Source organism: Luteibacter sp. dw_328 (assembly GCF_018449605.1).
Classification (GTDB): domain Bacteria; phylum Pseudomonadota; class Gammaproteobacteria; order Xanthomonadales; family Rhodanobacteraceae; genus Luteibacter.
This window is the reverse complement of sequence record NZ_JAAVUW010000005.1, coordinates 130,298-143,813: the sequence shown is the minus strand read 5'-3', so window position 1 is coordinate 143,813 and position 13,516 is coordinate 130,298. Positions and strand designations below refer to the sequence as shown.

Sequence of the window (13,516 nt, the reverse complement as noted above, 5' to 3'; positions counted from 1 at the left end):
CCATGACCCACACCATTCGCGTCGACATTGTCAGCGCCGAAGCCGAGATCTACTCCGGCGAAGCCACGCTCGTGGTCGCCACCGGTGAGCTCGGCGAGCTGGGTATCGCGCCGCGTCACGCGCCGCTGATCACCCGCCTCAAGCCGGGCCACGTGGACGTGGTTGCTGCCGGCGGTGAGCGCCAGCAGTTCTACGTCTCCGGCGGCATCCTCGAGGTGCAGCCGCAGGTCGTGACGATCCTCGCCGACACGGCCGTTCGCGCGGCCGATCTCGACGAAGCCGCCGCCCTGAAGGCGAAGGGCGAGGCCGAAGCCGCCCTTTCCAACCGTGGCGAGACGCTGGACGTCGCCGAGGCCCAGGCCAAGCTCGCCGAGGCCCTGGCCCAGCTGCAGGCCCTCGAGCGCATGCGCAAGACCCTCAAGCACTAACAGCGAGCCCCCTGCACCCCTGTAGGAGCCGATTCATCGGCGATGCTCTTCAAAGGAAACCGGCGCCTCACAGCGCCGGTTTTTTTTGTTCATCGCGGAATGCCCGGAGTTAGGTGCAGAGCCGCGAGGGGCGAGGTGCCAAAGAATGCTCCGTCTGGAAGCCGTCGGCCTTCATGTGCCTGTGATCCTGAACAAGCCACACTACCCCGGTCGTCCCCCGGTACCCGACCACCATGCACACCCGCTATCGCCGCAGCCTCTGGATCATCGGCGCCATCGCCGTCGTGCTGATCGCCGCGCGGATCGCCCTTCCGTATGTGGTGCTCAACTACCTCAACGGCCGCCTGGCCAAGATGGGGAACTACGCAGGCCACATCGAGGACATCGACATCCACCTGTGGCGCGGTGCCTATACGATCGACCGGATGACCGTGACCAAGACGGACGGCAAGCTGCCCGTGCCGCTGTTCGAAACGGCACGCGCGGAGATCTCGCTGAGCAACACGTCGCTGGTCAAAGGGCGGCTTCGCGGCAAGATCGACTTCTTCGATCCGGTGGTGAACTTCGTCGACGGCAAGGGCGAGGGCGATACGCAGACCGGTAAGGGCGTCGACTGGCGCACACCCTTGAAAGCGCTGGTTCCGACGCGCCTCGAGGAGGTGAACGTCTTCAATGGCACCGTGACCTTCCACAACTTCATTTCGAGCCCCAAGGTCGACCTGAAGATGACTGACGTCAACGGCACCGCCACCAACCTGACCAACGTGCAGCGTGAAGGTGGGTCGCGCGTGGCCCACATGCATGCAACCGCCAAGGTATTGGGCGACGCACCGCTGGAGACGACCGCGGAGTTCGACCCGCTCGAACGCCTGGGCGATTTCCACTACGAACTGAGCATCCGCAACATCAAGCTGGTCAAGGCAAACGATCTCGCGCGTGCCTATTCCGGCCTCGACTTCGCCGGCGGTGAAGGCGACTTCGTCATGGAGTTGCAAGCGAAGGATCGCAAGCTCAATGGGTACGCAAAGCCGCTGTTCCATGGGCTGCAGATCTTCAGCTGGAAACAGGACGTGGAGCAGGATCACAAGGGCCCGGTCAAGCTGGCGTACGAGGCCCTGGCCGAAGGTGTCACAAAGGTCTTCAAGAACCAGTCGAAGGACCAGTTCGCGACGCGCGTGACCATTTCCGGCACCATCGGCGACAAGAACATGTCCGCCTCGGATGCGATCATCGGCATCCTGCGCAATGCGTTCGTCGAGGCCTATAAGCCCAACCTCGAACACCTTACCCATCGGCCAGACGACAAGTAGCCGACTTGGCAGGGGCGATGAAACGCGCGACAGTGCGGCCCTCTCCTTAACGCCAGGCAAGAGCCCCCATGACCGCCACGCCCCTTCATGTCCTGATTCTCGCCGCGGGTGAAGGCAAACGGATGAAGTCCGCGTCCGCCAAGGTGCTCATGCCGCTGGCCGGGCGGCCGCTGCTTTCCCACGTGATCGAAGCGGCGCGTTCGCTCGACCCCGTCGGCGTGCATGTCGTCTACGGACATAACGGTGAGCAGGTGCGCGCGGCCTACGCCGCCGACGGCGCGCTGGGGTGGATCGAGCAGCGCGAGCGTCTCGGTACCGGTCATGCCGTGCGCACGGCTCTCGAGGCCTTGCAAGCCGCCGGAAACCTGGAGGGGCGCGTGCTCATCCTCTACGGCGATGTCCCGCTGATCCGCGGCGAAACGCTTGCCGCGCTTGCGCAGGCTGGCGAGGGCCTCGCGATGCTCGCCACGCGGCTGGCCGAGCCCCGGGGCTACGGGCGGGTGGTCCTCGATGCGACGGGAAACGTGCGTCACATCGTCGAGGAAAAGGATGCGAGCGCGGCGCAGCGCGCCATCGACCTGGTCAATACCGGCATTGTGGCCGGCGACGCGGCGCGCCTGCTGGCGTGGACGCAGCGACTCGGCAACAGCAATGCGCAAGGCGAGTACTACCTTACCGATGTCTTCGAGATGGCTTCGGCCGAAGGCACGCCCGCCATATGCGTGGACTGCGACCCGGTTGAAGCGTCGGGTGCCAACGATCCGTGGCAACTGGCCGGTCTGGAAGCGTCGTATCGCGAACGCATGGCGCGTGAACTCGCGCTCGCGGGAGTGCGCCTCGCCGATCCGACACGGCTCGATGTGCGCGGCAAGGTCACCACGGGACGTGACATCGAGATCGACGTCAACGTCATCTTCGAAGGCGAGGTTTCACTGGGCGACGAGGTGCGTATCGGGCCCTTCACGCGCGTTCGTAACGCGACGCTGGCGGCGGGCACGGTGGTGCTCGCACACTGCGACCTCGATGGCGTGGTGACGCATGGTCCTTGCACCATCGGACCTTTCGCGCGCCTGCGCCCGGGAACCGATCTCGCCGCCGGCGTGCACATCGGAAATTTCGTCGAGACGAAGAACGCGGTGATCGCCGAAGGCTCGAAGGCCAACCACCTGAGCTACCTCGGCGACACGGTCATCGGTAGCAAAGTCAACATCGGCGCGGGCACCATCACCTGCAATTACGACGGCGTGAACAAGAGCCGCACCACCATCGGCGATCGTGTTTTCGTCGGCTCGAACAGTTCCCTGGTCGCGCCTGTGACCCTGCATGACGGCGCCACGATCGGCGCGGGTTCGGTGATCACCAAGGATGCCCCGCCGGAGGCGCTGACCCTCTCGCGCGCCCGCCAGACCGTGATCGACGGCTGGCAGCGTCCAACGAAGAAGTCCTGACACCCAGGCCCGATCAGGAAAGCCGATCAGGCCCGGTAGCGCCAGCCATCGATTTCAACGAGCAACTCGGAGCGGCAGATATCGCCATGGACCAGCAGCAGCGGCGCGTCCGGAAGGTGCCGCGCGGCGAAGGCGCGAACCACCGGTTCGTCCTGGGGATGTCGCACATAGACCTTCAGCGGGGCCAGTCGATCGAAACCGGCGGGAAGCCCGCTGGTCACCAGCAACATATCGAGGTTCCGCAACGTCTCGCCCAGCTGAGCCGCCATGTCGCCCGCGTGCGCCGACGCGTGGCCGACGACCGCCGCCGTCCCCGAGATTGCCAGTACGTCGTCGGCCGGCAGTAACGTGGCGCGTGCGAAGCTCGGCGGCGTACGACCGTACTGACGGGGGTAACGCCAGGCGCTGACCTGACGTGGATTCTCCACACGCGTGCCGGGTCGGTCCGTGGCGAGCAGGTAAACCTGCAACAGGCCCGGATCCCCGTGGTGCCCGATCGCCGTGGCGGCCGGAAAGCCCTGGGCGAAGACGTCACCCATGCCGCGAATCCGGCCTGTGCAGAAACGCTTGTAGCGCTCGTCGTCACCCGATCCTTCGTTGATGGCGTCGAGGTAATTCCAGATGCGTTGCACATGGCGCTCATCGCAGGCCGCGACGAACCGCGACAGCAGCCCGTAGGCGTGGTCCGCCGCCGCCTCGGTGCCACCGTGATCGCTCTCCCGGCACTCCACCGCGACGAACAACCAGCCTCCGCCCCGCGACCAGCGCAAGTCGCCATCGCGGCCGCAGGTCACCTCCGCATCGACTTCCCAGACCTCCTCCAGGCCGGAGCCCAGCGGTTCAAGGGCAACGCGCAGCCAGCGTGGATCGTCATGGTCGGCAGCTTGACGGCCGAAGCCGAAGGCGGCGAGCGTGCCGCGGGATAACGCGCCGGGAAGAGTCCGGTAGGTCACCGTGGGCGCGGGAGGGGCGGTGAGCGGCGAGCGCTCGCGCATTTCACTGCCTGGGGGCATCGGGTATTCCGGTAGTCGTCAGGGCCATCATATCGTTCCGTTGTCAGCGCGGCGTGTGGACCCGGTCGCTTCACGACGCTGAACGGCTGCGAACGGTCGGCGAACGGCTCTGTGGTAATCTGCCCGGTCGCTGCCATCCGGGGGGAGGCAGGTATATCCGGGACCTGGAAAGACCACATGGCAACGCAAACCGCAGCACAGAAAGAACTGGCAGAACTGATCGTCACGAGCCTCAACCTCGAGGCCGTGAAACCGGGTGACATCGATCCCGAGGCGCCCCTGTTCGGCGGCGACCTCGGTCTGGACTCGATCGATGCGCTGGAAATCGCGCTGGCCGTGTCCAAGCGTTACGGCTTCCAGCTGAAGTCCGACAACCCGGACAATCGCACCATCTTCACGAACCTTCGGTTGCTCTCGGAGCATATCGAACAGCATCGCGCCACGGCCTGACGGTCGTTCAGGTCGCACTCGCCCCCGACGTGTTCTGCTGCGCGCAGACACAGGGGCGGCGACCGACGCGCCGCCGTTCCCGACCAGGCCCGGAGCCAGCTGTTGACCGACACCGCCGACATCGCGTCCTACGTTCGCCCGCTGCGCTTCGACGCGGCACACCCGAGCTTTGCCGGTCACTTTCCGGGGCGGCCCATCGTCGCCGGCGTGCTCCTGATCGAGCAGGCCGCTGAGGCACTGCGTGACTGGCGCATGGCTGGCGTGCGCCAGGTGATCGACGCGAAGTTCCTGGCGCCCCTGCTGCCGGATGAAGACGCCGAGCTGGAACTGATCGCCCTGGCCGATTCACGCTATCGCTTCACGATTCGTCGCGGCGCCGACCTCTTGCTGCGCGGCACCCTGGAAGCGACCGCATGAGCCACTGGAAGCAGCGCGAAGGCGGTGGGTTGTTCGCCATCTGGGTGATTCGCACCATTGCGCTGCGCCTCGGCCGCCCCGTCGCGCGCCTGCTGCTGTATCCCATCACGTTCTATTTCTTCCTGCGTCGTGCCGACGAGCGGGATGCTTCGCGCCGTTACCTCGCGCGGGTACTCAATCGCCCCGTGACCTCATGGGATGTTTTCCACCACATCCACATGTTCGCGGCGACCCTGCTCGATCGCCTGTTTTTCCTCGCCCACGGCGAGCGCGACTTCGTTGTCGATGTCGAGGGCCTGGCCATCCTCGATAACTATCTCGACGCGCGTCAGGGCGTGCTGCTGATCGGCTCGCACCAGGGAAGTTTTGAGGCGCTGCGCGCGCTCGGTGGTCGTCGTCCCGACGTGCCCCTGCGTGTGGTGCTCGACAAACAGAAGACCCCTGCACTCACGGCCATACTCGAAGCCCTGGCGCCAGACGTTGGCGCAGCAGTCATCGACGCCGCGCTCGGCGGCACGTCGGTTGCCCTGGCAATGGCGGAAAGCACGCAGCAGGGCGGCATGGTGGCCTTGCTGGCCGATCGGGGCCATCAGAACGAGACCACGCGAATGCTGCCGTTCCTGGGCACGCCCGCGCCGTTTCCCGCCGGCCCGTGGCTCCTGGCATCGGCGCTGAAGATCCCCGTGGTGCTGTGCATGGGCATCTATCTGGGCGGTAACCGTTACAAGCTCATCTTCGAAGCGTTCTCCGACGGCATCGATATTCCGCGTGCGAACCGGAAGCTGGAGCTGGATGCCGTTATCGGTCGTTTTGCGGCGCGTCTCGAGCACTACGCTCGCGTCTATCCCTTCAACTGGTTCAATTTCTACGACTTCTGGCAAGAAACCACCCCTGCCGACGAGTCGGCTGGCGTTGGGGCCGTTCATGCGTCCGGCCAGCCAGACGCCTGATCCGGACGCTGCGTAGATCCTCTATCTTCATGGCCACCATGCTCGCCAAGACTGACTTCATCGACCTCATTCCCCATGCCGGCGATATGTGCCTGCTCGACGGCGTTCTCTCGTGGGACGACACGTCGATTCATGCGACGAGCGTCAGTCACGTGCTCGACACTCATCCCTTGCGGAGTGAGCGCGGACTGCACGCTGTCCACCTCGCCGAGTATGGCGCCCAGGCCATGGCGGTGCATGGTGCCTTGCGCGGACGCGAGCGTGGCGAGACGGCCCCTCGGCCCGGCATGCTGGTGAGTCTGCGCGGGGTGAAACTCTCCGCACAGCGGATCGATAATCGGGAAGGCGTACTCGACGTTTACGCCGAGTGCCTGATCGCTGACGAGAACGGTGCGCAGTATCTGTTTCGCGTCTTGCACAGCGGCGAGGAGCTCGCCTCGGGACGCGCTGCGGTCATCCATCCGTCTCGCTGACAGCATTCCGGTAGCGGATCTGCGCCTACAACCAAAGATATATTGCCTCCAATAAAGGGGCGACGAATACTCATGCGCGTACACGGACGCAACGCTTTCATTTCAGGAGAAATGCAATGAGCAGAATGATTTCTGGTCTGGTCTTTTCCAGCATCGTCGCTGGCGCCTTGTTGAATGGCACCGCTATAGCCAGCAGTCATGTCGACGGTCTGCTTCCATCGACCTCAGCGTCAGTCGCGCAGGCATCCGATACGTCCGACGACGCGGGGCTTTCGGAATCCGCGCAGCCTGTATGCGACAAGTTCTACAACACCATCAATGACAAGAAGAAGAACGAGGCGCTGAAACATAAGGACGCGACCGTCGCTGCCATCGAGCAGATCGAGATCATCCTGAAGGATCGAGACGCGGCGGTGGTTGGGAAGACGATGTCAGTCGCCAGGCCGACGCTCGATGAAGCGGAAAGCAAGATCGACGCCGTAGTGCCTGAAGCCGACCGCAGTTGGTACGCCTTAATCCACAAGTATCGCTATGACTACGATCATAAGTACGCGCCTGTGTGTCCAACCGCCAGTCGTTGATGCTCCACGGGTCATGCGTCGCACAGAAATTGCCGGCCCGGAGGGTCTCGCGAAAGGGGACTGATGAGGAGCCTGACCGCCCCTCCAGGCCGACCAGAGCAGTCTGTGCCGGCGCCGTCTCAGAACCCGCGACTCAGGCAACCCTCGCGAACAGTTCCGTGCGCTCGCCTTCGACGTCGACCAGATCGCCCGCCGCCTCGAGCAATGAGGGATGATCGTCCACCGCACGTTCGACAATGCTCGCGGCGAGCAGGCGCATCATCCTGACGTTCTCGCGCAGTCGTTCCGCGAGTGTGTCGTCGTCCAACGCGTCGTGCAGCGTGCTGTTCATGTCGGCGAACCACGCGAGATCGCGCTGGTCGAGCATGACCCTGCGATTGCGTCCGTCCGACACGACGTGCCACGGCTGGAAGAATGCCTGCACCTTCGTGTTCAACTCGGTCGCGGCGATCAGTTCGTCGCTCATCCTGGCGATGAAGGCGCTGTCGCCAAGGCGCTTCTGGAAGACGATCTGGCAGAGCACGCCCCAGTAGTACGCGTAATCCCAGATCACCTTGATCGGCAGTACTTCCGCGTCGCCGAAGAGGTTGTACTGACCGCGGTACATCTTCAACGTGCCTTCGTAGAAGGAGAAGAACAGCCGCTCGTAGAGACGCGCGTGCGGTGCCACGTTCTCGCCGCGACGGTCATGACCGATCAGCAACGTGATGTACGTGTTGGCGATGGCGATGAAGTCGCTGCCGGGGGAATAGAAGGGGTCGAGGAAGGCGCCGGCTTCGCCAGTGAGAGCCCAGCGATCCGAGGAGAACATACGGGAGCAGCTGTAGGAGAAGTTGCGGAAAAAGGCGAAATCCAGCAGCTTCTCACGACGCTTGACCACTTGCCGGGCAACCAGTGGCTGGTGTTCCTCGAGCCACTGCACGGCTAGGTCGAAGGTCTTCATCTTTTCGATCGGATGCATGGCTGCATCGGCGACGATGCCAACCGAATGCGCGCCGGAGGAAAGCGGAATCAACCACACCCAGTAGCCTGGCCCGCAGAGATGGTTCGTCGAACGCCAGCGCTCGGGCGGCCGGCAACGTTCCTTCCATTCCGCATCGTCACACCAGCCATCGATCTCCAGGCGGTCATCGATCCGGAACCAGACGGCGTTTGCATGATGGCCGTTGTCGCGCGTGAAGTCGAACTTGCGCCGGATCAAGCCTGCGCGACCGGAAGCATCGAGCAGCCAGCGTGATTGCAGCACGGTTTCGCTGCCGTCCTGCGCGCGAGCACGAACGGTGTGGGGTGCCTCGCCCGCGCCTATGTCGAACCCACGTACGGTCACGCCGTCGCGGAAGTCGATGCCACGACGGCGTGCCTCGTCACCGAGATAGTTCTCGAGGATACCGCGGTCGATCTGGTAGCTAGGCGTCGGCAGGACGGCGCTGACGCCAAGCTCGGTCACATCGGCGAGATCGTCCTTGCCTTCGGAGAAGAAGAACCGGAATCCGAACTTGCGGATGTGCGAGCTTTCGAGGTGGTCGCGGAGGCCAAGTGTGTCGGCGAAGTAATGCGCCGCGATCTCCACGGTCGATTCGCCCACCTTGTGCGCGGCCTCGGGCAGGGGGCGCGCCTGGCGTTCGAGCACCACGATGTCCATGTCCGGGTATTCACCCTTCAACTGCATGGCGAGGGAGAGCCCGGCAAGGCCTCCTCCCAGGATGACGGCGTCGTGCGGCTTACGATCCATGTTTCACCTCGGGTGTCAGTGTGCGGTGCGTGGCTCGGCCGATTCGGTGGCGCCGACGATCGTCGGCGCCGAACGTGAGCGTCGGTAGCTTGCAAGGAAATTGCCGTAGTGAAACACCCGGCCCACGGTGTACACCGTTATCCGGGTGACATCACGCACAGGGTTGAAATGGCTGACCCTGAAGTCGCCCTCGTAACGGGAAGCGATCGGCACCGAGACCACGCGCGTGCCACGTTCACGACAGGCAGTGATGAGCAGGGCGGCCTCGAAGACGAAATGCTCGGCGGGAATATCGACCAGGTCGAGGACAGCGCGCGGATACAGACGCTGTCCGCTCTGTGTATCCGCGATGGGTTGCGCACAGGCGCAGGAAATCCCCCAATCGGCGACCGCGTTGGCGCGGCGACGACCGGGGGGTTGCTGGTGGCGGTCGAGTATGCGAGCCCCGATGACGATGCTTCCGGGATACTCCCGGCTCGCCGCGAGGATGGCGGGGATGTCGGACGCAAGGTGCTGGCCATCGCCGTCCATGGTGACCACGGCAGCGAATCCCTGGCGAAGCACTTCACGAAAACCGGTGCGCAAGGCTTCGCCCTTGCCACGGCGCGTCGCGTGACGCAGCAGGGTGACGGGCAGGGCGCTGACGATATCGGGCGTCCGATCGTTCGATCCGTCGTCAACGACGATGACGGGTAGTCCCAGCGCGAGCGCTTCGCCCACCACCCGCCCGATCGCGCCCTCTTCGTTGAGGCAGGGAATCAGGACACAGCAGCGTTCGGCGTTTGCGTTCACGCAGCGAGCTCCACGTCGACATGGATATCGAGTTCACGCGCCGCGGCGACGCGTAGCGCGGTGGAGCGCGCCAACGCAAGGGCGTGTGCCAAAGGGATCGCCTGCGCCGATGGATTGCTGGCGGCGACGCTGTCCAGCCAGGCGTCGCCCGTGGGCTGGCTGCCGCTGTTTCCTGGCGAAGGTGTGATGTCGAGGCGTACGGCTGTCGCATCGGCTCGCGGCGAAAGCACCAGGGCGATCGCAAAGGGCCCGGTGGTGGCCGTCATCTCACCGAGCGGTCCCACGCCGGCAATGTCGTAGCTGGCAAGCAGGACGTCGCGGTCGTCGGCCACGGCGAGCGTCGCCGCCTCGAGCAATCCGGCACCGAATGTCGTCTCGCCGCCGGACACGGCACTCGAGCTCGCGTGGCAGTGCGTGGCGATCGTCCAGTAGCCGGCTGGCGCGTTGTGCACTGAGTTATGGAACTTCGTCGGCGACAGTTCGGTCGGCGTATCGGCGAGTGTCGCGCACATGTAATCGGTGATGGCCTGGTCACCGTGCGCCGAAGCGAAGACGCAGGGCAGAGCCGCCGCCTCGAGACCACTCATCCTGACCGCCTGGCCGGCGACGGCGGCGGCCAGAAGCACGCTTTCCGGTGCGCGCCGGCGTTCGTTGGGCGGAAGGACATCCGCCATCGGTCGCCCTTCCGTGCCCGGCGCATCGCGACCGGCGACAATCTCGCAGAACGCGTGCCAGTCCGCGGCGCCTGGCGCCCATAAGCCGACGCCCTTTACCCACACACTCAGCGCAGCGCTCATGCGGGCTCTCCCACGCGGGCGAACGCGAGGCAGGCATTGTTCCCTCCGAAGCCGAACGAGTTGCTCAGCGCGATGCGTACCTCGCGCTGCTCGGCTGTCCAGGCCATCTGCGGCCCGCACAGCGGATCCGGTGTCGTGGCGCCGAGGTTTGCCGGAACATGCCCGTCCCGCATGGCGAGCAGGGTGATCGCAGCCTCGAGCATGCCCGCCGCACCAAGCGTGTGACCGGTAAAGCCCTTCGTCGAACTCGCGCGTGTCGTAGCAGGAAAGCTGCGGGCGACAAGGGCGGCTTCGACATCGTCGTTCTTCTGGCTCGCCGTGCCGTGCAGGTTGATGTAGTCGACATCGCCCGCTTCGATGCCAGCCCGGGCGAGCGCATCACGCAAGGCGATCTCCGCGCCGAGGCCTTCCGGATGCGGCGTGGACATGTGGTGTGCGTCGCTGGCTTCGCCGTAGCCGATCAGAAGCGGTCCCGTACTGCCATCGGTCACACGCTCGAGCAAGGCAAAGCCGGCCGCTTCGCCGATCGAGATGCCACTGCGGTTCGCGTCGAAAGGGCGGCAGGGTTCACCGGAAACCAGCTCCAGCGAATTGAAGCCGAACAGCACGCTGTCGCACAGCGTATCGGTGCCACCGACCACCGCTGCGTCGATCAGGCCGAGTCGGATCATGCGTTCGGCGTTGCCGAAGACTTTTGCGCTCGACGAACACGCGGTGGCCACCGTCAGGCAGGGCCCTTCGAGATCGAACGCGGCGGCGACGAAGCCCGCGAGCGAATGCGGGGTATGCAGGACAGGGCGATGCAGGTCCTCCGGCATGCGGCCATGATCGAGACGCCGGTAGCCTTCCTCGGTCGCGCCGATACTGGAGGTGGACGTGCCGAGCAGCACGGCCACCCGGGACGCGCCATAGCGCTCACGTGCGTCGCGTACCGCGTCCATGAAGCCGTCCTGGGTCAGTGCCACCCAGGCCAGCCGGTTGTTGCGGCACTCCCATTGGGCAAGTTCCGCCGGCAGTGGCTCGTCCTCCAGGCCGGCCACGCGGCCGATCCAGCAGTCGAGCGGCGCCGAACTGAAGTCGTTGGGGGAAAGGCCGCCCCGTGAGGAGCGCAGGGCGTCGGCGTGGGCATCTAGCCCGCGGCCCAGGGCTGAAGTGGCGGTGTACGCGCGAATGGAAAGCGGAGGCATGGGATGGGGCATACGCGCGAGCCTATCCTTTTTGGCTGGTAGCGTCTCGTGAACGCCGGGTACCGGCTCGGCCGATTGCACCCCCGAGAGCGAATGGCACAGACTGCGGGTCTTCCCGCAACGCCATTCCCTATGTCCGGCTTGCTCAAACCCCTGCGCCGAGGCGTCTGGCGATACCTCAGCGATCGCGACATCCTGCTCGCCGCTCTCGTGACGACCCTCGTGTTCGTCGGCAGCCTTGGACTGGTGTACGTCGCGCACGCCGTCCGCGTGTGGCGACTCGCGCGGCATAGCCCGGCGCTTTCCCCGTCCCGGCGCACCTTGCTCGTCTTCGGTCGCCGCCTGGTCGACGATCGCCCCGAACACGACTTCATCAGCCGGCTCACCTGTGCTCGTGACAACGCGCGGTCCGGCCGTACCGACCGGGTCCTCCTCCTGGGTGGCATGAGTGGCGGCTGCCTCAGCGAGGCGGAGGCGGGGCGTCGCTGGCTCGTCGCGGAGGGGTGGCCGGCCGAGGTCCCGCTTTTGCTGGAACAGATGTCGATTGATTCGCTGGAGAACCTCCGCCACGCCCGCGAATTGCTCAGGCACGACGCCGGAGCCAGGCTTCCTGCGGTGGGTCTGGTCACCAGTCGCTACCACCTGGCGCGGTGCATGTATCTCGCCCGTCGCCTCGGCTTCGATGCCGCACCCATTGGCGCCGAAGCGCGTTTGCGACTCGATCGCCGCTATGTCCTGCGCATGCTGATGGAGGCCGGCTACCTGATGTGGATCGACACCGGCATGCGTTGGGCCGCGCTGATCGGCAACCGGCGCATGGCGGCTCGCATTTCCTGAACTGTCAGCGGCGCGCGGCGGCGTGCCACAGAGAGCGGTCCCGGGTGTCTTGCTAAGCTCTGCCCCATCGAACCCCGAAAGGATGCCCGCGCGCATGTCCGAACAAGCCAACCTTGCCGAGTCGTTCCTGCGTGGTCTGCAGGATCGTATCTGTGCCGCCGTCGAGGCCATCGACGGCACGGCGACGTTCGAGGAGGACGCCTGGACGCGGCCGGCCGGCGGCGGCGGGCGCACGCGCGTGCTGCGTGAGGGCGGTGTCTTCGAGCAGGCCGGGGTCAACTTCTCGCGCGTGTCGGGCTCGCCGTTGCCGCCCAGTGCGACGGCACATCGACCGGACCTGGTCGGTGGCAGTTTCGTCGCCACGGGCGTGTCGCTGGTGTTGCACCCACGCAACCCGTACATCCCGACCACGCACGCCAACGTGCGCTACTTCGAGGCATCGAAAGAAGGCGTTGAGCCGGTCTGGTGGTTCGGTGGTGGCTTCGATCTGACGCCTTACTACCCGTTCGACGACGACGTGCGCCACTGGCATACGGTAGCGAGGGATCTTTGCGAGCCCTATGGCGACGATGTCTACGATCGCTACAAGCGCTGGTGCGATGAGTATTTCTATCTCAAGCACCGCGGCGAGACGCGTGGCGTGGGTGGTCTCTTCTACGACGACCAGAATGAAGGCGGCTTCGACCGCTGCCTTAACTTCATGCGCGATGTCGGTGAAGGTTTCCTCGATGCCTACGTGCCCATCGTCGAGCGTCGCCGCGACACGCCCTATGGCGAGCGCGAGCGTGAGTTCCAGCTATACCGACGCGGTCGCTACGTCGAGTTCAACCTCGTCTACGATCGCGGCACGTTGTTCGGCTTGCAGTCGGGCGGCCGCACCGAATCGATCCTGATGAGCCTGCCGCCGCGCGTCCGCTTCGAATATGGGTTCACGCCCGAAGCGGACAGCCCGGAGGCACGACTCGCCGAGTACCTCAAGCCCCGCGACTGGGTCTGACGACCCCTCGGTGCTCGTGTAGGAGCCGATTCATCGGCGATGGGGGTGCTTGCCCCACCCCTGTCCCGCTGCCGCGGGATCGCCGATGAATCGGCTCCTACAGA

15 protein-coding genes are annotated in these 13,516 nt (G+C 65.2%); 10 read left to right on the top strand and 5 right to left on the bottom strand.

Annotated features, from left to right (window positions below; all coding sequences use genetic code 11):
* The first annotated feature begins 2 nt into the window (after nucleotides 1-2).
* The 3 genes from HB634_RS13370 (at nucleotide 3) to glmU (ending at nucleotide 3,186) form a co-directional block, all read left to right on the top strand.
* Nucleotides 3-428 carry a F0F1 ATP synthase subunit epsilon gene (locus HB634_RS13370; protein ID WP_213948910.1) on the top strand — a complete coding sequence of 142 codons (426 nt, stop codon included), beginning with the start codon at nucleotides 3-5 and terminating at the stop codon, nucleotides 426-428.
* 233 nt (nucleotides 429-661) lie between these two features.
* Entirely contained in the window at nucleotides 662-1,738 is a 1,077-nt protein-coding gene (locus tag HB634_RS13365; protein ID WP_213948909.1) for a DUF748 domain-containing protein, read from the top strand.
* A 68-nt stretch (nucleotides 1,739-1,806) separates the two neighbouring features.
* Nucleotides 1,807-3,186 carry a bifunctional UDP-N-acetylglucosamine diphosphorylase/glucosamine-1-phosphate N-acetyltransferase GlmU gene (gene glmU, locus HB634_RS13360; protein ID WP_213948908.1) on the top strand — a complete coding sequence of 460 codons (1,380 nt, stop codon included), beginning with the start codon at nucleotides 1,807-1,809 and terminating at the stop codon, nucleotides 3,184-3,186.
* 26 nt (nucleotides 3,187-3,212) lie between these two features.
* Here glmU and HB634_RS13355 read toward each other — a convergent pair whose 3' ends face one another.
* Nucleotides 3,213-4,199, bottom strand: coding sequence for a pteridine-dependent deoxygenase (locus HB634_RS13355; RefSeq protein WP_218625501.1), 987 nt, complete (start codon nucleotides 4,197-4,199; stop codon nucleotides 3,213-3,215).
* Nucleotides 4,200-4,376: 177 nt separating this feature from the next.
* On the opposite strand from HB634_RS13355, the gene HB634_RS13350 reads away from it, so the two are divergent.
* The 5 genes from HB634_RS13350 (at nucleotide 4,377) to HB634_RS13330 (ending at nucleotide 7,070) form a co-directional block, all read left to right on the top strand.
* On the top strand, nucleotides 4,377-4,649 hold the full coding sequence (locus HB634_RS13350; protein WP_063573251.1) for a phosphopantetheine-binding protein: 273 nt from the start codon (nucleotides 4,377-4,379) through the stop codon (nucleotides 4,647-4,649).
* Between the two features lie 102 nt (nucleotides 4,650-4,751).
* A complete protein-coding gene (locus HB634_RS13345; protein ID WP_231873994.1) occupies nucleotides 4,752-5,066 on the top strand; it encodes a hydroxymyristoyl-ACP dehydratase in 315 nt (104 codons plus the stop codon).
* Nucleotides 5,063-6,016 carry an acyltransferase gene (locus HB634_RS13340; protein ID WP_063573250.1) on the top strand — a complete coding sequence of 318 codons (954 nt, stop codon included), beginning with the start codon at nucleotides 5,063-5,065 and terminating at the stop codon, nucleotides 6,014-6,016. The genes HB634_RS13345 and HB634_RS13340 overlap by 4 nt, the downstream gene beginning before the upstream one ends.
* 38 nt (nucleotides 6,017-6,054) lie before the next feature.
* Complete coding sequence (locus HB634_RS13335; RefSeq protein WP_063573252.1) at nucleotides 6,055-6,489, top strand: hypothetical protein; 435 nt, start codon at nucleotides 6,055-6,057, stop codon at nucleotides 6,487-6,489.
* Between the two features lie 116 nt (nucleotides 6,490-6,605).
* Complete coding sequence (locus HB634_RS13330) at nucleotides 6,606-7,070, top strand: hypothetical protein (RefSeq protein ID WP_157504300.1); 465 nt, start codon at nucleotides 6,606-6,608, stop codon at nucleotides 7,068-7,070.
* 133 nt (nucleotides 7,071-7,203) lie between these two features.
* Here HB634_RS13330 and HB634_RS13325 read toward each other — a convergent pair whose 3' ends face one another.
* The 4 genes from HB634_RS13325 to HB634_RS13310 are packed head-to-tail and all read right to left on the bottom strand — an operon-like array spanning nucleotide 7,204 to nucleotide 11,590.
* Entirely contained in the window at nucleotides 7,204-8,802 is a 1,599-nt protein-coding gene (locus tag HB634_RS13325) for a tryptophan 7-halogenase (RefSeq protein ID WP_213948907.1), read from the bottom strand.
* 15 nt (nucleotides 8,803-8,817) lie between these two features.
* Entirely contained in the window at nucleotides 8,818-9,594 is a 777-nt protein-coding gene (locus tag HB634_RS13320; protein ID WP_213948906.1) for a glycosyltransferase, read from the bottom strand.
* Nucleotides 9,591-10,391 carry a beta-ketoacyl synthase chain length factor gene (locus HB634_RS13315; RefSeq protein ID WP_213948905.1) on the bottom strand — a complete coding sequence of 267 codons (801 nt, stop codon included), beginning with the start codon at nucleotides 10,389-10,391 and terminating at the stop codon, nucleotides 9,591-9,593. The genes HB634_RS13320 and HB634_RS13315 overlap by 4 nt, the downstream gene beginning before the upstream one ends.
* The gene (locus HB634_RS13310; protein ID WP_255548577.1) at nucleotides 10,388-11,590 is read right to left on the bottom strand and encodes a beta-ketoacyl-[acyl-carrier-protein] synthase family protein; all 1,203 of its coding nucleotides are present in this window, start codon (nucleotides 11,588-11,590) and stop codon (nucleotides 10,388-10,390) included. The genes HB634_RS13315 and HB634_RS13310 overlap by 4 nt, the downstream gene beginning before the upstream one ends.
* 81 nt (nucleotides 11,591-11,671) lie before the next feature.
* Between HB634_RS13310 and HB634_RS13305 the strand changes: the two genes are divergently transcribed.
* Together HB634_RS13305 and hemF are read left to right on the top strand one after the other, a co-directional pair.
* Nucleotides 11,672-12,415: a YdcF family protein gene (locus tag HB634_RS13305; protein WP_255548576.1), complete on the top strand. Its 744-nt coding sequence runs from the start codon at nucleotides 11,672-11,674 to the stop codon at nucleotides 12,413-12,415.
* Nucleotides 12,416-12,509: 94 nt separating this feature from the next.
* Nucleotides 12,510-13,412: an oxygen-dependent coproporphyrinogen oxidase gene (gene hemF, locus HB634_RS13300; RefSeq protein WP_213948904.1), complete on the top strand. Its 903-nt coding sequence runs from the start codon at nucleotides 12,510-12,512 to the stop codon at nucleotides 13,410-13,412.
* The last annotated feature ends 104 nt before the right edge of the window (nucleotides 13,413-13,516 follow it).

Excerpts from the sequence above, each read along its gene's own strand:
- HB634_RS13370 (WP_213948910.1), top strand. The coding sequence starts at position 3 with ATGACCCACACCATTCGCGTCGACATTGTCAGCGCCGAAGCCGAGATC.
- HB634_RS13365 (WP_213948909.1), top strand. The coding sequence starts at position 662 with ATGCACACCCGCTATCGCCGCAGCCTCTGGATCATCGGCGCCATCGCC.
- glmU (WP_213948908.1), top strand. The coding sequence starts at position 1,807 with ATGACCGCCACGCCCCTTCATGTCCTGATTCTCGCCGCGGGTGAAGGC.
- HB634_RS13355 (WP_218625501.1), bottom strand. The coding sequence starts at position 4,199 with ATGCCCCCAGGCAGTGAAATGCGCGAGCGCTCGCCGCTCACCGCCCCT.
- HB634_RS13350 (WP_063573251.1), top strand. The coding sequence starts at position 4,377 with ATGGCAACGCAAACCGCAGCACAGAAAGAACTGGCAGAACTGATCGTC.
- HB634_RS13340 (WP_063573250.1), top strand. The coding sequence starts at position 5,063 with ATGAGCCACTGGAAGCAGCGCGAAGGCGGTGGGTTGTTCGCCATCTGG.
- HB634_RS13335 (WP_063573252.1), top strand. The coding sequence starts at position 6,055 with ATGCTCGCCAAGACTGACTTCATCGACCTCATTCCCCATGCCGGCGAT.
- HB634_RS13330 (WP_157504300.1), top strand. The coding sequence starts at position 6,606 with ATGAGCAGAATGATTTCTGGTCTGGTCTTTTCCAGCATCGTCGCTGGC.
- HB634_RS13325 (WP_213948907.1), bottom strand. The coding sequence starts at position 8,802 with ATGGATCGTAAGCCGCACGACGCCGTCATCCTGGGAGGAGGCCTTGCC.
- HB634_RS13315 (WP_213948905.1), bottom strand. The coding sequence starts at position 10,391 with ATGAGCGCTGCGCTGAGTGTGTGGGTAAAGGGCGTCGGCTTATGGGCG.
- HB634_RS13310 (WP_255548577.1), bottom strand. The coding sequence starts at position 11,590 with ATGCCCCATCCCATGCCTCCGCTTTCCATTCGCGCGTACACCGCCACT.
- HB634_RS13305 (WP_255548576.1), top strand. The coding sequence starts at position 11,672 with ATGGCACAGACTGCGGGTCTTCCCGCAACGCCATTCCCTATGTCCGGC.
- hemF (WP_213948904.1), top strand. The coding sequence starts at position 12,510 with ATGTCCGAACAAGCCAACCTTGCCGAGTCGTTCCTGCGTGGTCTGCAG.